This window comes from Methylocystis sp. (genome assembly GCF_050246715.1).
In the GTDB taxonomy this organism is placed as follows: domain Bacteria; phylum Pseudomonadota; class Alphaproteobacteria; order Rhizobiales; family Beijerinckiaceae; genus Methylocystis.
This window is the reverse complement of the sequence record NZ_JBFWVN010000035.1, coordinates 20364-37276: the sequence shown is the minus strand read 5'-3', so window position 1 is coordinate 37276 and position 16913 is coordinate 20364. Positions and strand designations below refer to the sequence as shown.

General features: G+C 63.0%; 19 protein-coding genes. 14 read left to right on the top strand and 5 right to left on the bottom strand.

Features of this window, described 5'->3' with window-relative positions:
* Together AB7I51_RS11915 and ppk2 are read right to left on the bottom strand one after the other, a co-directional pair.
* The coding region (locus AB7I51_RS11915) for a helix-turn-helix domain-containing protein (protein WP_428404462.1) at window positions 1-120 on the bottom strand (120 nt) is incomplete at its 3' end.
* A gap of 90 nt (window positions 121-210) precedes the next feature.
* On the bottom strand, window positions 211-1212 hold the full coding sequence (ppk2, locus tag AB7I51_RS11910; protein WP_428404429.1) for a polyphosphate kinase 2: 1002 nt from the start codon (window positions 1210-1212) through the stop codon (window positions 211-213).
* Between the two features lie 237 nt (window positions 1213-1449).
* On the opposite strand from ppk2, the gene AB7I51_RS11905 reads away from it, so the two are divergent.
* The 14 genes from AB7I51_RS11905 to AB7I51_RS11840 all read left to right on the top strand — a co-directional run bounded on the left by AB7I51_RS11905 (window position 1450) and on the right by AB7I51_RS11840 (window position 14827).
* A complete protein-coding gene (locus AB7I51_RS11905; RefSeq protein ID WP_428404430.1) occupies window positions 1450-3357 on the top strand; it encodes a SurA N-terminal domain-containing protein in 1908 nt (635 codons plus the stop codon).
* Window positions 3354-4883, top strand: a complete 1530-nt coding sequence (trpE, locus tag AB7I51_RS11900) for an anthranilate synthase component I (protein WP_428404431.1) — start codon at window positions 3354-3356, stop codon at window positions 4881-4883. Before AB7I51_RS11905 ends, trpE begins: the two co-directional genes overlap by 4 nt.
* Window positions 4884-4931: 48 nt before the next feature.
* The gene (locus AB7I51_RS11895) at window positions 4932-5438 is read left to right on the top strand and encodes a DUF6163 family protein (protein ID WP_428404432.1); all 507 of its coding nucleotides are present in this window, start codon (window positions 4932-4934) and stop codon (window positions 5436-5438) included.
* 196 nt (window positions 5439-5634) lie between these two features.
* Window positions 5635-6147 carry a transcriptional regulator LdtR gene (ldtR, locus tag AB7I51_RS11890; protein WP_428404463.1) on the top strand — a complete coding sequence of 171 codons (513 nt, stop codon included), beginning with the start codon at window positions 5635-5637 and terminating at the stop codon, window positions 6145-6147.
* 263 nt (window positions 6148-6410) lie between these two features.
* Window positions 6411-7523 carry a site-2 protease family protein gene (locus AB7I51_RS11885; protein ID WP_428404433.1) on the top strand — a complete coding sequence of 371 codons (1113 nt, stop codon included), beginning with the start codon at window positions 6411-6413 and terminating at the stop codon, window positions 7521-7523.
* A gap of 74 nt (window positions 7524-7597) precedes the next feature.
* Complete coding sequence (locus tag AB7I51_RS11880) at window positions 7598-8212, top strand: anthranilate synthase component II (RefSeq protein ID WP_428404434.1); 615 nt, start codon at window positions 7598-7600, stop codon at window positions 8210-8212.
* A 67-nt stretch (window positions 8213-8279) separates the two neighbouring features.
* The gene (gene trpD / locus AB7I51_RS11875) at window positions 8280-9302 is read left to right on the top strand and encodes an anthranilate phosphoribosyltransferase (protein ID WP_428404435.1); all 1023 of its coding nucleotides are present in this window, start codon (window positions 8280-8282) and stop codon (window positions 9300-9302) included.
* A 117-nt stretch (window positions 9303-9419) separates the two neighbouring features.
* Entirely contained in the window at window positions 9420-10259 is an 840-nt protein-coding gene (gene trpC, locus AB7I51_RS11870) for an indole-3-glycerol phosphate synthase TrpC (protein ID WP_428404436.1), read from the top strand.
* Window position 10260: 1 nt separating this feature from the next.
* Complete coding sequence (moaC, locus tag AB7I51_RS11865) at window positions 10261-10740, top strand: cyclic pyranopterin monophosphate synthase MoaC (protein WP_428404437.1); 480 nt, start codon at window positions 10261-10263, stop codon at window positions 10738-10740.
* Between the two features lie 91 nt (window positions 10741-10831).
* Window positions 10832-11791, top strand: a complete 960-nt coding sequence (locus AB7I51_RS11860; protein WP_428404438.1) for a hypothetical protein — start codon at window positions 10832-10834, stop codon at window positions 11789-11791.
* Window positions 11788-11973 carry a hypothetical protein gene (locus AB7I51_RS11855; protein WP_428404439.1) on the top strand — a complete coding sequence of 62 codons (186 nt, stop codon included), beginning with the start codon at window positions 11788-11790 and terminating at the stop codon, window positions 11971-11973. The genes AB7I51_RS11860 and AB7I51_RS11855 overlap by 4 nt, the downstream gene beginning before the upstream one ends.
* Before the next feature lie 8 nt (window positions 11974-11981).
* Complete coding sequence (locus AB7I51_RS11850; RefSeq protein ID WP_428404440.1) at window positions 11982-13184, top strand: molybdopterin molybdotransferase MoeA; 1203 nt, start codon at window positions 11982-11984, stop codon at window positions 13182-13184.
* A gap of 84 nt (window positions 13185-13268) precedes the next feature.
* Complete coding sequence (locus AB7I51_RS11845; RefSeq protein ID WP_428404441.1) at window positions 13269-13967, top strand: phosphatidylserine decarboxylase; 699 nt, start codon at window positions 13269-13271, stop codon at window positions 13965-13967.
* Between the two features lie 8 nt (window positions 13968-13975).
* Window positions 13976-14827 (top strand): CDP-alcohol phosphatidyltransferase family protein, encoded by an 852-nt coding sequence (locus AB7I51_RS11840; RefSeq protein WP_428404464.1) that lies wholly within the window; start codon window positions 13976-13978, stop codon window positions 14825-14827.
* Here AB7I51_RS11840 and AB7I51_RS11835 read toward each other — a convergent pair whose 3' ends face one another.
* From AB7I51_RS11835 to AB7I51_RS11825, 3 genes are all read right to left on the bottom strand, one after another.
* The gene (locus AB7I51_RS11835; protein ID WP_428404442.1) at window positions 14828-15211 is read right to left on the bottom strand and encodes a type II toxin-antitoxin system VapC family toxin; all 384 of its coding nucleotides are present in this window, start codon (window positions 15209-15211) and stop codon (window positions 14828-14830) included.
* On the bottom strand, window positions 15211-15429 hold the full coding sequence (locus AB7I51_RS11830) for an AbrB/MazE/SpoVT family DNA-binding domain-containing protein (protein ID WP_428404443.1): 219 nt from the start codon (window positions 15427-15429) through the stop codon (window positions 15211-15213). The genes AB7I51_RS11835 and AB7I51_RS11830 overlap by 1 nt, the downstream gene beginning before the upstream one ends.
* A gap of 62 nt (window positions 15430-15491) precedes the next feature.
* A complete protein-coding gene (locus tag AB7I51_RS11825; protein ID WP_428404444.1) occupies window positions 15492-16634 on the bottom strand; it encodes an alpha/beta hydrolase in 1143 nt (380 codons plus the stop codon).
* Window positions 16635-16913 lie beyond the last annotated feature (279 nt).

Genomic DNA, 16913 nt, shown 5'->3' with positions numbered 1-16913 from the left:
GCGGATCGCGCTCGCCGCGGAGACGCCGAAACGCTCCGCCGCCTGTCGGCGAGACATGCCGCCAGACACTGCGGCCACAACGCGTTCTCGGAGATCGAGCGAAAGAGTCTTCTTCGACATGCCTGCCCGCCTCCTTCGCCAGCAGGCAGTTTGAATCAGAACAAAGCTGATTCGTGAATCCCTCTCGATTCAATCAGACAAGAAACCGCTCTAGCGCTTGCGCTTTTTCTCGACGTCCATCGCGAGCGACTTGCCCAAAATGTGCTCGTCGCGCCCGATGACATGCGCGCTGGAGCCGACGATGAGCGGGTCGGGTCCGTGGACGACGCTATGCGCCTTGTTCGGATAATCGAGGCTCGATAGAAAGTGCTGCATACAATTGAGGCGCGCGCGCTTCTTGTCGTCGGATTTAATGACGATCCACGGCGCGTCGGCCGTGTCGGTAAAGAAGAACATCGCCTCCTTGGCCTCGGTGTAGTCGTCCCATTTATTCATCGAAATCCGATCGATCGGCGACAGCTTCCACTGTTTGAGCGGATCGTGCATGCGCGCATGGAAACGGCGCTGCTGCTCCTCGCGCGTCACCGAGAACCAATATTTGTAAAGACGAATGCCGCAGCTGACGAACATGCGTTCAAGTTCGGGACATTGGCGCATAAAGTCGAGATATTCATTGGGCGTGCAAAAATTCATCACGCGCTCAACTCCGGCCCGATTGTACCAGGAACGGTCGAAGAAAACGATTTCGCCAGCGCACGGCAGGTGGTGGACATAGCGCTGGAAATACCACTGCGTGCGCTCATGCTCGGATGGCTTCTCAAGGGCGACGACGCGCGCGCCGCGCGGGTTGAGATGCTCCATGAATCGTTTGATGGCGCCGCCCTTCCCCGCCGCGTCGCGCCCTTCAAACAGCATGACGATGCGTTGACCGGTCTTCTTTACCCAGCTCTGCGCTTTTAAGAGCTCCACCTGCAGCAGCGCCATATGCCGCAGATAGTCCTTTTCGGAGAGCCGCGTCTTGTAAGGAAATTCACCTGATTCAAACGCCTTGCGGATCGCTTCCGGGTCGGCGCGCAGCCGGCGGACATCCGGTTGCGGCGCGTGGGCGGGCGCCGCGTGTTCGACTCCCTGAACGCCCCCGGCGCCAGCTTCGATTTTGGGCGCGGGAGCCGCTGAGCCAGCTTTGGCGACGCTCTCGGCGGTTTCGTCCATGGTCGACTACCAGTTTTCGCCGTGAGCGCGAGTCTGGCGCTCTCCGGATTTCCAGGGCTCGGGCGTGGCTTCAGGCCAAAAATCAGATTGCAATCTTTCGGAACATAAAAGCAACCGCGCATTTCGACGCTTTGGCGATCCGAGCCGCCGACGCATTGCCACGTGTGCGCCCCCTCCCTATAGTCCGCCGCCAAAAGCCGGGGAGCCGGCTCGAACGCACCCAAGGAAGCATCCCTCATGTTAGAAGGCCTGCGCGTCGCTTCGCAGAACTGGATCGGCCGCGCCATCATGGCGCTGGTGATGGGCGTCATCGTGGTCAGTTTCGCGATCTGGGGAGTCGGAGACGTTTTTCGCGGCATGACGACGCAACGGCTCGCCCGCGTCGGCTCGGGCGAAGTCTCCGTCGAGGCCTACCGCAACGCCTATCAGAACGAGCTTCGCCGCATTCAGCAGCGGATGCGACGCGCGATCACCAATCAGGAGGCGCGTCAGTCGGGGCTGGACCTGCAGATTTTGGAGCGTCTGATCACCGAGGTCGCGCTGGATCAAAAGGCGCGCCAGCTCCAGCTAGCGGTCAGCGACGAAACCGCCCAGCGCCTGCTCGCATCCGAAAAAGTCTTTCAGGGCCCGGACGGCAAATTCGACGCCATGCGCTTTAAGCAGATCGCCAATGACGCGGGCTTCAGCGAACGAGGCTTTCTAGCCGATCAGAAGAACGCCTATCTGCGCAAGATGATCACCGACATCGTCATCGCTGGAGTCGAACCGCCTAAACCGATGATCGAAGCGATCCACCGCTTCCGCAATGAATCGCGAACGATCGACTATGTCATTCTGCCGCCGTCCCTGGTCGCCGCTATGGCCACGCCGTCCGACGAGGAGTTGAAGAAATATTTCGACGAGCGCGAGCAAAGCTTCCGCGCCAAGGAATATCGCAAATTGACGACGCTCGTCGTCAGCCCGTCCGTGATCGGCAAGCCGGAGAGCGTTTCCGCCGAGGACGCGCGCAAGCTTTATGACGAGGTGAAGTCGAAGCGCTACGGAACTCCGGAAAAGCGCGACGTGCGGCAAATCGTGTTCAAGACCGACAAGGAAGCCGAAGAAGCGATTGCCAAGCTGAAAGCCGGCGCCGACTTTAACGCGCTGGCGGCGGAGCTGAAACTCAATCCCAAGGACGTAAATCTCGGACTGGTCGAATTGCGTGATTTCGGCGATCCCAAAGTCGGAGCGGCCGTCTTCGCGCTGCCCCAGCCGGGACTGACCGAGCCGATCCATACCGCCTTTGGCGCCGTCGTGTCGGAGGTCAAGAGCATTACGCCGGCAATCTACAGCAAGACCTTCGAACAGGCCGAGCCAGAGCTTCGCGCGGAAATCGCCGCGCAGCGTGTGACGCCCGAGGTGCGCAAACTCCACGAGGCCATCGAGGACCAGCGCGCTTCCGGCAAAACGTTGGCCGAAGCCGCAAAAACCGCGGGACTTGAGACCAATGTTTACGAAGCGGTCGACGACGCAGGCAACGACCGCAGCGGCAAGCCGATCGCAAATCTCCCCGCGGGACCAGACCTCGTCAAGGCGGCGTTCGCGTCGGACGTCGGCGTCGACAATGACACCGTCGCGACGCGCGACGGCGGCTACGTCTGGTTTGAAGTCAATGGCGTCGAGCCGGCGCGGCAGAAGACCTTCGACGAAGTGAAGGACGCCGTCGCCGAGGCGATGCGCAACGAAGCGGCGCAAAAGGCGCTCGCCGCAAAGGCCGCCGAAATTGTCGCTAAGCTGAACGCCGGCCAGCCGATCGAAGACGTCGCCAAGGAGCTCGGCGTTCAGACGCAGCGCGCCAATGAGGTGAAGCGTGAGGCGCGGCCGGACTTCACCCCCAACGTCATCGTTCAATTCTTCGAGGTCGCCCCGCGCAACGCCGGCTCCGTCGTCTTCGACAATGGAAGGCTGGTTTATTTCGTGCGCGACGCAACGACCCCTGTCTTCGATCCAAACTCGATTGAATCAAAGACGATCGCTCAGCAGCTGAAGCCGGCGTTTCATAACGACCTGCTGGAGCAATATGTGGGCGGTCTGGAGAAGGCGCTCGGCGTCGACATCAACCAGCGGGCGCTCGAAGCCGCGACAGGAGCGGAACGCGACAGGTGAGCGGCGCGCTGTTCGAGCCGGACTTCGACGCTTTCGGCCCCGATTACGACGCGGGACGGCCGCAGCTGGTCGTCACGCGGCTGGTCGGCGATCTCGAGACGCCGGTTTCCGCCTATCTCAAGCTCACGCGCGATCGGCGCGGCGCCGCTTTTCTGCTTGAATCCGTCGAAGGCGGGGCAGCGCGCGGCCGCTATTCGATGATCGGCCTTGACCCCGACCTGATCTTTCGCGTCGTTGACGACAAAGCGGAAATCAATCGCGGCGCGCTCGATCGCGCGAGCCGCTTCGCGCCTTGCGAGGCGGTGCCGCTCGCCGCCTTGCGTGAGCTGATCGCTGAATCCGCCGTGCCGCTGGCTGTCGGCTTGCCGCCGATGGCCGCGGGCGTGTTCGGCTATCTCGGCTACGATATGGTGCGCCAGATGGAGCGCCTCGCGCCGGCCAAGGCCGACAAGATCGGCGTGCCTGACGCGCTTTTCGTGCGACCGACTTTGATGATCGTCTTCGACACGGTCCGCGACGAAATATTGATCGTCACGCCTGTCCGGCCCAAGTCCGGCGTCGCGGCGAAGCCGGCCTATGAAGCGGCGCTCGCGCGTCTCGACAAAGTCGTCGCGACGCTGGAGGCTCCGCTGGAGCATCGCGACAGCGCGGCGGATGCGCATCTCCTCGCCCAGGAGCCGGTTTCGAATACGCCGAAGCCGCGCTTTATCGAGATGGTCGAGCGCGCCAAGGAATATATTCGCGCAGGCGATATTTTTCAGGTCGTGCTGTCGCAGCGCTTCACCGCGCCTTTCGCTCTACCCGCCTTTGGGCTCTATCGCGCGCTCAGGCGAGTCAATCCGGCGCCCTTTCTCTGCTTTCTCGATTTCGGGGAATTCCAGATCGTTTGTTCGAGCCCCGAAATCCTGGTGCGGGTCGCCGAAGGCAAGGTGACCATCCGCCCGATCGCCGGCACGCGCTGGCGCAGCGAGATCAAGGCCGAAGACGAACGTCTCGCCGACGATCTCCTCGCCGACGAAAAGGAACGCGCCGAACATCTGATGCTGCTCGATCTTGGACGCAACGATGTCGGCCGCGTCGCAACGACGGGAACGGTGCGCGTCACTGACAGTTTCACGATTGAGCGCTACAGTCATGTGATGCACATCGTTTCCAATGTCGAAGGCGAACTCGACGCGCGCCATGATTGCATCGAGGCGCTCGCCGCGGGTTTTCCCGCCGGCACCGTCTCCGGCGCGCCGAAGGTGCGCGCGATGGAGATCATCGACGAACTCGAGACCGACAAGCGCGGAATCTATGGCGGCTGCATCGGCTATTTCGGCGCAGGCGGACAGATGGACACTTGCATCGTGCTGCGCACGGCGATCGTCAAGGACGGCAAGATGCATGTGCAGGCCGGCGCCGGCGTCGTCTACGACAGCGAACCGGAATATGAGAATCGCGAATGCGTCAACAAGGCGAAAGCGCTGTTTCGCGCCGCCGAGGAAGCGGTTCGCTTCGCGACGCGTGCGCGGCGGGGCCAGTAGCAATTCCGCGAGAATGCGCGGACAGCGAAAGGGGTAGCGGCGTATCTCATGGACGGCCCAACGATCTACGATGACGGCGACGATCCTTCCCGTGCGATCCGCATCGGCGAACCCAATGGCGCCGACGCCGCAAAATGGGGCGTCCTTCTATCGCGCTTCATGCGCATCGTCGCCTTCTTTTGGCTTGTGCAGGGCCTGATGCAATGGCGGATCATTCTTGCCGCCGACCGTTCGATTTTCGAAACCATGCCCCAGAGCGCGGCTTTCGCCGTCATTTTCTTCGCGGTGCTCGATTTGATCGCCGGCGTCGGCTTGTGGCTGGCGACGCCGTGGGGCGGCGTGTTGTGGCTGCTGGTGGCGAGCGCCCAGATTTTTCTCACGCTCAGCATGCCGAGTTTCTTCATCGGCGGCTATTGGCTGATCGGCGTCAACGCGGTGCTGATCGCCATGTATTTCGGCCTGACCTTCGAAGCCGGACGCGACGTCGAGGCGCAGCGCATGCGCGAACGCCGCCGTCGCCGCAGATTCGACAGAAAGCCGCCAAAACCTTCTTGAGCGACAGCCTCGATTAGCGCGGCGTTAGCGTAAATCGAATGTTTAAGTTCATCTCTCATTCACCGCAATCAGTCGGCGTCGCGGTAAACGCGCGATTCAGGCTGTTGCTTAAACCGCTTTTCACCCGCCGCGCCCTAATTTGCACGCATCGAACGCCGATCAAGAGATGCCTGACGCATCCGCCCTTATGGAGAAGATGATGAGCGCCGTGACCAAGACCGCCCCCCTGGCCCGAGAGAATCGCGTCAGCGAGATCCGGCCGGTTTATCTAGAAGCGCTGACGCTCGTCGAACGACTCCACCGCCGTTTGCTCGACGTCGTCAAGGACGAATTCGATCGCCGCGATCTCGGCGACGTCAATTCGGTGCAGGCGCTGCTGCTCTATAACATCGGCGACAAGGAGCTGACCGCGAGCGAGCTGCGCACGCGCGGCTATTATCTCGGCTCCAATGTTTCCTACAACGTCAAGAAGCTCGTCGAGACGGGCTATATGCATTACGCCCGCTCGCGTCTCGACCGCCGTTCGGTGCGCATCAGCCTGACCCCGAAGGGCAAGCAAATTCACGATATCGTGGCTCAGCTTTACGAAAAGCACGCGCTGACCGTCGAGCAGATCGGCGGCGTATCCTGCGATGAATTTCGTAGCCTTAACGCCTCGCTTTCGCGCCTCGAGCGCTTCTGGACCGATCAGGTCCGTTATCGGCTCTGACGCGGTCTGGCGCGTCTTCTCGTCTCTCGCCGGCAGGCGCCTTAAAGGCCGCTTTGCCGGCGCTTTTCGTTTGCGGACCCGAGTCTTAGAGCGCGGCTCGCGAAAAAGTGGGAACCGGCTTTTCGCGTAAAGCGCGCTCTAAATCACTAGAATCGATCACGTTATCTGCGTTCAGCGGGTTCCGCCTGAACGCACCGCGATCTAGCGCAAGCCGCCCGGCAGCCCTATCTTATCGCCTGTTAACCACGACCTAGGACGCCCACATGCGATGGTCCGTCACGATCGGCTCCTTCAAGGGAACCGCCGTGCGCATTCACGTTACCTTCCTGCTGCTCTTGGGCTGGATCGGCTTTGCGGCCTATCAGCGCGGCGGCGCGATCGCGGCGCGCGACAGCGTCTTGTTCATCGTCGCGATTTTTTTCTGCGTCGTTCTGCATGAGTTCGGCCACATATTGACCGCGCGCCGCTATGGAATCGTCTCGCGGGAAATCACGCTGTTGCCGATCGGCGGCGTCGCCGACATGGAGCGGATGCCTGACAAGCCGGGACAGGAGCTGCTGATCGCGCTCGCAGGTCCTGCCGTCAATCTTGTGATCGCCGTCGGATTGATCCTCTTTCTGGGCGCCATCGACCTTTCCGACGCTGTCGAGATTGGCGATCCGTCGGTCAATCTCCTGAAACGCCTGGCGGCGGTCAATATTTTCCTCGCGGCGTTCAACTTGATCCCCGCCTTTCCGATGGACGGCGGCCGCGTGCTCCGCGCCGCTCTGTCGATCTGGATGGGCAAGGAGCGCGCGACTCGCATCGCCGCTCAGATCGGTCAGGGCTTTGCGTTTCTGCTCGGTTTCCTTGGACTTTTCGGAAATCCGCTGCTGCTGTTCATTGCGATTTTCGTCTATATCGCCGCCGCCGGCGAGGCGCAGATGACATCCATGTCGGAAGCGGCGCGCGGTCTGAAGGCCGCCGATGCGATGGAGACCCGTATCGCCGTGATCGACCGCGGCGCCACCGTGCGGGAAGCGATCGACATTCTCCTGGCCACGTCGCAGGACGAATTCCCGGTCGTCGACGCCTCGGGCCGCCTCTCCGGCTTCCTGTCGCGGTCCAACATTGTCGAAGCCTTGCAGGGTTCCGATCCCGGCGCGCCGATTGCGCCCTTCATGCGCCGAGAGCCGGCGACGATCGGCGTTGGCGAGAGCATCGACGCCGCATTGCCCAAGCTCACCGGGGGAGAAGCTGTCGGCGTCGTCGACGCGGACGGGCGACTGCTGGGGCTTTTGACCCGCCAATCGCTGGCCGAGATCATGATGATCAAGGAAGCGCGGCCGGATTGGCGCTTCTCGCCGCGCGACGACAGTCCACCAACGGTTGCCTAAGCCCCGCCGGCGGCCTAATGCACTCTTTAGAACTGCGCCAAACGCCCCAGCCAGGAGCGCCGGACCTCAGACAAATGTCCAACGTCACCCTCATCGACAATTACGACAGCTTCACCTTCAACCTGGTCCATTATTTCGGCCAGTTGGGCGCGAAGGTCACCGTGCACCGCAACGACGCAGTGTCGGTCGCCGAAGTGCTCGCCGGAGGGCCCGATGCGATCGTTCTGTCGCCAGGACCCTGCACGCCGCGTGAAGCCGGCATCTGCATGGAGCTGATTTCGGCCGCTGCCGAGACCGTGCCGATTTTCGGGGTCTGCCTTGGCCATCAGTCGATCGGCGAGGTTTTTGGCGGCGACGTCATTCGCGCGCCCTTGCCGATCCATGGCAAGATGGCGACGATCCTGCACCACGGCGAGGGCGTGTTTCGAGGCATCGAAGGGCCGTTCCAGGCGACGCGCTATCACTCACTGATCGTCAGCCGCGAAACGCTTCCCGACTGCCTGAGAATCACGGCCGAAACGCCGGACGGCCTAATCATGGCGCTGTCGCACAAGTCCCTGCCGACGCATGGCGTACAGTTCCATCCAGAGAGCATCACCTCTCAGCACGGCCATAAGATTTTGCAAAACTTCCTCGACCTTGCGAGGGAATGGAACGAAGGGCCGCGACGCCGCGAGAAGGCGGCGTGACGGCGGCTTTGGCCGCGCGCCATCGGCTTGTGGCTTCGCCCTTGGTCTTTAACGCCGCCCTGCCCCAATGAGCGAGGAATTCAAATCCTATATCGCTGCCCTCGCCTCGGGCGCGCCGCTGGCGCGCGACGAGGCGGAAGCTGCGTTTACTCTAATTTTCAAGGGCGAAGCCACGCCCGGACAGCTTGGCGCGTTTCTCATGGGCCTGCGGCTGCGCGGCGAGACGATCGACGAAATTATCGGGGCGGCGGAGGCCATGCGCGCCGCCATGACGCCGGTCGAAGCGCCGCCGGGCGCGATCGACATTGTCGGGACAGGCGGCGACGGCGCCGGCACTTATAATATTTCCACTCTGGCCGCGATCATCGCCGCAGCCGCCGGCGCGATCGTCGCGAAACATGGCGGGAAAGCGGCTTCGTCACTGTCGGGGGCTTCCGACGTGCTTGGCGAACTCGGCGTCAAGGTGGGAATTTCTCCTGACGCCGCCGCCGCCTCTCTGCGCGAGGCGGGCATCTGTTTCATGGCCGGGACCGCGCATCATCCGGCCATGCGCCATGCCGCGGCGGTCAGACGCGATCTCGGCGTACGCACGATTTTCAATCTGCTGGGTCCGCTGTGCAACCCGGCGTGGGTCGAGCGTCAGACCATCGGCGTCTTCTCCCGCGACTGGCTCGAACCCTTGGCGCATGTGCTGCGCGAGCTTGGCGCCACGCGCGTCTGGCTGCTGCATGGAAGCGACGGACTCGACGAGGCGACGACGACCAGCGTCACGCATGTCGTCGCGCTCGAAGACGGCGTCATAAGCGCCTTCGACTTCTCGCCTGAAGACGCGGGATTGCCACGGGCCACGACGCAACAGCTCGTCGGCGGCGATGCGGCCCATAACGCCAGGGCGTTGCGCGCCGTACTCGAGGGCGAGAAGAACGCCTATCGAGACATCGCCGCGCTTAACGCCGGCGTGGCGCTGGTCGTCGCCGGGCGGGCCGCGAATCTGCGCGATGGCGTCGCGCTCGCCGAGGCGGCGCTCGATTCGGGCGCGGCGCGGGACAAGCTCGACGCGCTGATCCGATGCTCGAACCGAGCTGCCTGACCGCCGTCCAATCGGGATAGGATTGCGGCCGTTTATCGGCTATTCATAGCGAGCCGGCAGTTGACGGAATGAATTCGAGCGAGGCGGTCGCGGCCCGACTTCGCCGCAGGCGAACAGATGACGGACATCTTACGAAAGATTGAAACTTATAAACGCACCGAGATATCCGAGGCGAAGGTGCGCATGCCGTTGGCGACGCTTGAGCGCAAGGTGCGCGATCATGATCCGCCGCGCGGCTTCGTCCATGCGATCGAGCAAAAGCTCAACGAACGCCGCATCGCGCTCATCGCCGAAATCAAGAAGGCAAGTCCGTCCAAAGGAATCATTCGGCCTGACTTCGATCCGCCGAAACTGGCGCGCGCCTATCAAGCCGCCGGCGCCGCCTGTCTTTCGGTGCTGACCGACGCGCCGTCATTCAAGGGCAGGCTCGAAGACCTTGAAGCGGCGCGAAAGGCGACGCATCTGCCGGCGCTGCGCAAGGATTTCATGTTCGACCCCTATCAGGTCTATGAGGCGCGCGCTTTTGGGGCGGATTGCATCCTCATCGTCATGGCCGCCGTCGATGACGACGAAGCGCGCGCGCTGAACACCGCCGCGCATGATCTGCGCATGGACGTGCTCGTCGAAGTGCATGACGAAAGCGAGCTTGATCGTGCGCTAAAACTCGAGACGCGTCTCATCGGAGTCAATAATCGCAATCTCCATGACTTCAACGTCTCGCTCGAAGTGAGCGAGAGGCTCTCGGAGAAGATTCCGCGCGACAAAATCATTGTCGCGGAAAGCGGCATCACGACGCATGACGACTGCCTGCGCCTCGAAAAGTCGCACATCTTCGCCTTCCTCGTCGGCGAAAGCCTGATGCGCAAGCAGGATGTGGAGGCCGCGACGCGCGAACTTCTGCAAGGCGCGCACGCCAGTCAGAATTCGGGCGCGCACAAGTCCGCCGCCGGCGCGTGACATGAGCGCGCTGACTCACCTCGGCGCAGCTGGTGAAGCGCATATGGTCGATGTGTCGGCAAAGGCTGAGACCGCTCGCGTGGCGCGCGCGCGCGGCCAAGTGGCGATGGCGCGCGAAACCCTGCGTCTCGCCATCGAAGGCCAGGCCAAGAAGGGCGACGTCTTCGGCGTCGCGCGTATTGCCGGAATCATGGCGGCGAAGAAGACGAGCGACCTAATCCCGCTTTGTCATCCGCTTCCCTTGTCGAGCATATCGATCGAGATCACGCCGGATGAGGCGCTGCCGGGCCTGCGCGTGCTGGCCGAAGCGTCGGTCACCGGCAAGACCGGCGTCGAGATGGAGGCGCTCACCGCCGTCTCGGTCGCCTGTCTGACGATCTATGACATGTTGAAGGCCGTCGATCGCTTCATGCGCATCGAAGGCGTCGAACTCGTCGAAAAGCGCGGCGGCAAGTCCGGCGACTGGGACCGCGACGAATAAATCGGCATCGGCCGCGACCAACAATTCGACTCGGTCGGAATAGCTCGATATCGTAACAATTCGACACATTTACTGATTGGCGGAGGCCGCTATGCGGCGCTTTCTTATCGCTATCGCATTGCTGTTGCTCGCAGGCGCGCCCGCGATCGCCGACCGTGCGAGCGAATGCCGACGACGGTGCGGCGACGACGCGGCCTGCTACCGGCGCTGTATGGGTTATTCCTATCATCACGGCGGCTATCATCGTTCAGGTTCGCCCTATTGGCGCTCCCCCTCGAGTGGAGCCGGCCAGCCGCGCGCCTATCGCCGCGCGCCACCAGTCGAGGCGCCAAGCCCCGCCAGACCTTCGGAATCGGGCGGCGGCGGCCCCGCCGAAAGGCCATCCATCCTCGGCACGGCCTATGATTTTCTGTATGCGCCCGGCGCCGAGACGGCTGGTTATGGCTTGTATTCTTACGTGATCCTGCCCCGACCCGGCGATCGCGCCGTCGCCTTTTTGCGCGAGATTGTGGGCCACTTTCCCGCGGCGTCGAACGTTGCGGAGGCGAAGCAGCGGATCAACATCCTCTATCTGCCGACCAAGGCGGCCGCGCGCGGACAAGCCGCTTTCGACGCCGACGCCGCGCCGGCGGTCGTCAAAGCCTTTCTCGACAAGAACTATGATTTCGCCATGGCGCGGGATTTGCTGTTCCATTTGTGCGACAGACCGGCGCCCGCGGTCGCGCAGCTATGCGCCAATGATCTCTCCGGCGGTCCCTATATTCTCACTTACGCGACCAAGGTCAGCGATCTTTCGCCTCTTCCCCCGCCCTTCCTCTTCATCGATCTGACCAATGTGCGTCCGCGCGCTTTTCCGCTTTTCGTCGCCGCTTACGCCGCGCAGGTGAAACGGCCAAACTTTTCGGATGGCGAGCGTCTTGCCGATTTCCGTTTGCAGCTCCTCAACGTCATTCTGACTGCCGCCGATTGGGTGCAACCGGTCAGCGCGGCGGTAGCGGACATCGCGCATTTCGCCGAGTCCACAAAGAGCGACGAGGAGACGCCGAAATGAAATTGTCCCTTCCTCGGGTCGTCGGCGTTTTTTTGCTGGCGATCGCTCTTGGCGTGGCGTTCTCCTTCGCTTATCCCAGCGTCGACATTGACGCGACGCTTGCGACCGTGATCGTGCTCGTCGCGCTTGCGGCCGAGAGCCTATTCGCTTTCATCTGCCGCCGCGTCGCGAACCGGGGATAAGGATTCGCGTGGATAAGCTGCTTTCGGTTTCCGACGCCCTCGCGCGCGTGCTCGCGGGAGCTTCGCGCCTTGACGAGGAATCGGCGCCGCTGGCGCTGGCGCGGGGGCGCACGCTCGCCGCCGATCTCGTCGCGCGCCGCACCCAGCCGCCGGTCGCCGTTTCGGCCATGGACGGCTTTGCGCTGCGCGCCGCCGACCTCGCCGCGGGCCCGCTGCGCATCGTCGGCGAAAGCGCCGCCGGTCGCGGCTATGGCGGAGCGCTCATGCCCGGCGAGGCCGTGCGCATTTTCACCGGCGCCCCCGTTCCGAACGGGGCTGATGCGATCTTGCTGCAGGAAGACGCGCGCGTCGCTGAGGACGCGTTGACCGCGAGCGCCCCGCCCGGCCCGCATATTCGCGCAGCCGGCCTCGACTTTCGCGAAGGCGCGGTCGCGCTCACGGTCGGGACGCGCCTCGGCCCGGCCGAGCTCGCCCTCGCTGCGGCGATGAACCATGCCGCCATTGCGGTCGCCCGTCGCCCCCGGGTGGCGATCATCGCATCCGGCGACGAACTCGTTCCGCCGGGCGCCGAGCCCGGCCCCTCGCAAATCATTTCCTGCAACAATCTGGCGGTCGCCGCCATCGCCGAAGACGCCGGCGCCGAAATCGTCGATCTCGGCATATTCCGTGACGATCTCGCCGAACTCGAACGCGGCGTCGCCCTTGCCCGCGAGGCGCGCGCCGACGTTCTCGTCACGCTCGGCGGCGCCTCGGTCGGCGACCGCGATCTGCTGCGTCCGGCGCTGGCGCGCCAGGGGATGTCGCTCGATTTCTGGAAAATCGCGATGCGGCCGGGCAAGCCCCTGATCCATGGCGCGCTCGGCGACATGCGCATCCTTGGCCTGCCCGGCAATCCAGTCGCCGCCTTCGTTTGCGCGCTGATTTTCCTCGCGCCGCTGCTGCGCGCTCTCCAGGGCGATCCCAAAGCCGGCGCCGATCTGACCAAACTGGCGCTCGCAGGAAGCAACCTCCCCGCCAACAAGGGCCGACGCGACTATATGCGCGCAACCCTCACGACGGACGAAATTGGGCGGCTCGTCGCCACGCCGCAGCCGCTGCAAGATTCATCGCTGCTCACCGAACTGACCCAATCCCAAGCGCTCCTGGTCCGGGAGCCCGGCGCGCCCGCGGCGGCGAAAGGCGACCCTTGCCGCATCCTTCGGCTTCCCTGACCGAGGCGGCGCGTTCGTGACTCTGGCGCCGCAACATGGCAAAGGAAGCCCGCGCTCGCCGAGGCGCGACGAAAGCAGGCCCGAATGTCGATCATCGATTCCATCCGCAAATCGCTCGTTCCGATCCATCCTGAAGGCTATGTCTTCGTCGCCGGTTTCGCGTTCGCGGCGCTCCTGCTCGATTACCTGTCGCCGACGCTCGGCTGGATCGGTTTCATCGCCACCGCCTGGTGCGCCTATTTCTTTCGCGATCCGAAGCGCATTACGCCGCTGCGCGAGGGGCTGATCGTCTCGCCCGCCGATGGCGTGGTCAGCGCGGTCGGGTTCTTTTTGCCGCCGGCTGAACTCGGTCTCGGTGCCGAGCCGATGCAGCGCATTTCGGTGTTCATGAGCGTTTTCGACGTGCATGTGAATCGCGCCCCGATCACCGGCCGCATCTCGAAAATCGCCTATAAGCCGGGCCTGTTTCTTAACGCCGACCTCGACAAGGCGAGCGAGGATAATGAGCGCAGCGGCATGGTCATCGACGCGCCGTATGGGCGTTTCGGCGTGGTGCAGATCGCGGGCCTCGTTGCGCGCCGCATCGTCGGATTCGTCAAGGAAGGCGAACAGATCGGCGTCGGCGACCGTTTCGGCCTGATCCGTTTCGGCTCGCGGGTCGACGTTTATATGCCGTCATCCGCGCGACCGATGGTGGCGGTAGGCTCGCGCGCAATCGCCGGCGAGACGATTCTCGCCGACATGACTGGCGGCGCCGCCGCGCTCAGCTTTAAGGCGGGATGAGCAACGACATGGCCGATCCGTTCTTCTCCGGGCATGACGCGCAAGAGGGCTCGCTGACGCCCTCGGAACGGCGTCGGCTGCGATTCCGCAATATTCCGCTGCGCATCGTTCTGCCCAATCTCGTCACGCTGCTCGCGCTGTCGATGGGGCTGACCGCAATCCGCTACGGCATTGAAGGACGGTTCGAGACGGCGGTCACCGCGGTAATGGCGGCGGCGGTGCTCGACGGGCTGGACGGGCGCCTTGCGCGCGCCATCAAGGGCACCTCGCGCTTCGGCGCGGAGCTCGACTCGCTGTCCGATTTCGTCGATTTCGGCGTCGCGCCCGGCCTGCTGCTGTATCTCTGGACGCTGCATGAAATCAAAGGCCTCGGCTGGTTCGCCGTGCTGGTCTTCGCCATCGCCTGCGCGCTGCGTCTGGCGCGCTTCAATGTGACGATCGACGACCCGACCAAGCCCGCCTGGCAGGCCGAATTCTTCGTCGGCATGCCGGCGCCCGCCGGCGCTGTCACGGTGTTATTGCCGCTCTACCTGCATTTTTCGGTTTTGGAGCTGCCGGCGTCCAAGGCGCTGACGCCCTTCTATATCGTCTATGTGCTGGGCATCGCCTTTTTGATGGCGAGCCGCATTCCGCATTTTTCCGGCAAGAAGATTGGCCGCATCCCGCGCGATCTGGTCATTCCCGTATTGTTCGGCGTTGGCGTCACGGCGCTGCTGCTGGCGATCTACCCGATGGAGCTGCTCGCCGTGCTGAGCGTCGCTTTCCTCGCCGCGATTCCGCTCAGCGTGCGGCGCTATAACAGGCTGGCGAAGGCCGAGGCAGAGAAGGCGACGCCGACAGAGGCGTCACAGGCGCGGTAGTCACAGTGACTTGGCTTTGGCGACATAGAGGACGCCCGGCAAATTCTTGAAGTGCGCGTCGCATGTCAAAACGTCGGCTCCGTGTTCTAGTGACGTGGCGTAGACGATTGCGTCGGCGGTCGCCAGGCGATGTTTGGAACATAACTCTGCAGCCGTGAGAGTAATTTTCGTATCAAGCGTAGCCACACTGCAAAGTTGCGTGAAAGCAATCACCTGCTCTGCCCTATCTTCGTCCGCCTCGCGGCTCATCCATTTGAAGAGTTCGAGCTGAACGATCGTCGGAACAAGCCACTCGTCGCGCGAAGGAATCGCCGACGCAAGGGACTTTCCCGTGGGCGAGCCAATCAGCCATTCAATCCACGCCGAAGTATCGACGAGCCGCATCAAAAGCGATCTTCGCGATCACGGTAATTTTTTGGCTTCGCTCCCTTTGCAATCCCCGCAAGCTGATCGCGCTCAGGAACTGGAACTAAGAGCACGCCAGACCCTTTAGGGATGAAGGCGAACTCCTGGCCAGCCTTCCATTTTCGCGCTTCACGAACTGCTTTTGGGATCGAGATTTGAAATTTAACGGAGAGAGTGGCGGTTTCCGACATTTTCATACCTAAGTAACATCGATGCTCATAGCGTAAGAAAATATGGAATAATCACTTTGAAAGCAAGCTCACCTCGCCGCCAGCGGCGCCAACGGCTGTGTCTCGACCTTTTGATTGAGCGGCGGCGGCCCGGCGGTGGCGGCGGTTCCGCCATTCGCGTCGATGACGGCCTGGGTGTCCGCCTCGGCCGGCCGCGGCGCGGTCAGTTGCGCGCCGATGGTTCGCACCACGTCGGGCGCTTCGGCGAAGGCGTCATGGCCGACAAAGTCAGTCGAGAAGGACGAAATATCATGCACGGCGACTCCAAGGCGATCGAGCTCCGCCCGGTCTTCCGGATTGGTCGGGTTCATCGCGCCCAAACGCGGACGGTCGCCGGCGATGCGCGACGAGAGCGACAGCGCGCGATCATTATTCGCCACGAAGACCGATACATGCCGAGGATCGACGCGCGCGACCTGCTGCCGGAAAACATTGAGATCGATGTCCGGCGCCGCGAGCATGACTTCGCCGAGCTTCCCGTCGAGGTCGGAATGGCCTGACTGCGCGACGCCACGCAGCGTCTCCATCGTCAGCCACGCGCCCATCGAATGGGCGAGCACATGGATTCGTCCGACGCCCGGCGTGTGCGACAGATCGACGAGGAGCTTTTCGAGCGCGTCGCGCGAGACCGTCGCCGCTTCCTTGTCCGACTCATAATTGAACAGTCCGCCTCGGGAATTCCAAATAAAGAGCGCGGGAACCCCGGAGAAGCGTCCGTCGGCGACGATCTGCGCCAGCCGATAACGCGCGTCCTCGGCGCTCGTATTGAAGCCATGCACGAAAAGCAGCACGTCGCGCGAATTGCCGATGCGGCCGGAGACATGAGAGGCGACCTCGTCGCGGAATTCCTGCTCATCCATATTGCGCTTCGACAACACGGTGAAATGTCGCCGTCGATCCGCGCCGCCAAAGCTCGGCCGTTCGACATTTCCGGCGCGATGATTTAGCGGCACGCCGATCGAGGTCAGCGAAAAATGTGCGCGCCCGTCATCCGCCGCGCCTTCCGAGCGCCGGGTCGACGCGACAAAAAGGGCGACATTCGCTGGCTCGCCTTCGGGTCCCGCGACGAACGAAACCGCATTGTTGACATGGCCGTCGACCATGCGCATGCCGTCCGACACGCATCCGGCAAGCGACGCGGCGAGCAACAGCGCGCATAAGCGCGTGACCATGTTCATCCAAAGGTTGCGCAAATTGATTGGCTCGATCCGGCGCCTGTCGAAGACAGGACGCGCTTCGATGTGAGGCCTCGGCCCCTTCCTCATCTTCTTTGCCCTGAGAAAGCGTCGAAACCGGGGCGAGACGCCCGTCTCAATAGGGAAAAAGTCTCATAATTTCATGGGGCCGCGCAAATCGGTCGCACTTGCGCGAAAGCCGCGCGCCTGCGCATAGTGCCAGAAAAACAACGTAAGGGAGACCCGACCTCGCGGCGCGCCCGCCATGTCGGAAAG

What these genes read in the sequence shown, in the direction of transcription:
- ppk2 (WP_428404429.1), bottom strand. Translation starts at nt 1,212, where the DNA reads ATGGACGAAACCGCCGAGAGCGTCGCCAAAGCTGGCTCAGCGGCTCCC.
- AB7I51_RS11905 (WP_428404430.1), top strand. Translation starts at nt 1,450, where the DNA reads ATGTTAGAAGGCCTGCGCGTCGCTTCGCAGAACTGGATCGGCCGCGCC.
- AB7I51_RS11895 (WP_428404432.1), top strand. Translation starts at nt 4,932, where the DNA reads ATGGACGGCCCAACGATCTACGATGACGGCGACGATCCTTCCCGTGCG.
- ldtR (WP_428404463.1), top strand. Translation starts at nt 5,635, where the DNA reads ATGATGAGCGCCGTGACCAAGACCGCCCCCCTGGCCCGAGAGAATCGC.
- AB7I51_RS11885 (WP_428404433.1), top strand. Translation starts at nt 6,411, where the DNA reads ATGCGATGGTCCGTCACGATCGGCTCCTTCAAGGGAACCGCCGTGCGC.
- AB7I51_RS11880 (WP_428404434.1), top strand. Translation starts at nt 7,598, where the DNA reads ATGTCCAACGTCACCCTCATCGACAATTACGACAGCTTCACCTTCAAC.
- trpD (WP_428404435.1), top strand. Translation starts at nt 8,280, where the DNA reads ATGAGCGAGGAATTCAAATCCTATATCGCTGCCCTCGCCTCGGGCGCG.
- trpC (WP_428404436.1), top strand. Translation starts at nt 9,420, where the DNA reads ATGACGGACATCTTACGAAAGATTGAAACTTATAAACGCACCGAGATA.
- moaC (WP_428404437.1), top strand. Translation starts at nt 10,261, where the DNA reads ATGAGCGCGCTGACTCACCTCGGCGCAGCTGGTGAAGCGCATATGGTC.
- AB7I51_RS11860 (WP_428404438.1), top strand. Translation starts at nt 10,832, where the DNA reads ATGCGGCGCTTTCTTATCGCTATCGCATTGCTGTTGCTCGCAGGCGCG.
- AB7I51_RS11855 (WP_428404439.1), top strand. Translation starts at nt 11,788, where the DNA reads ATGAAATTGTCCCTTCCTCGGGTCGTCGGCGTTTTTTTGCTGGCGATC.
- AB7I51_RS11845 (WP_428404441.1), top strand. Translation starts at nt 13,269, where the DNA reads ATGTCGATCATCGATTCCATCCGCAAATCGCTCGTTCCGATCCATCCT.
- AB7I51_RS11840 (WP_428404464.1), top strand. Translation starts at nt 13,976, where the DNA reads ATGGCCGATCCGTTCTTCTCCGGGCATGACGCGCAAGAGGGCTCGCTG.
- AB7I51_RS11835 (WP_428404442.1), bottom strand. Translation starts at nt 15,211, where the DNA reads ATGCGGCTCGTCGATACTTCGGCGTGGATTGAATGGCTGATTGGCTCG.
- AB7I51_RS11830 (WP_428404443.1), bottom strand. Translation starts at nt 15,429, where the DNA reads ATGAAAATGTCGGAAACCGCCACTCTCTCCGTTAAATTTCAAATCTCG.
- AB7I51_RS11825 (WP_428404444.1), bottom strand. Translation starts at nt 16,634, where the DNA reads ATGGTCACGCGCTTATGCGCGCTGTTGCTCGCCGCGTCGCTTGCCGGA.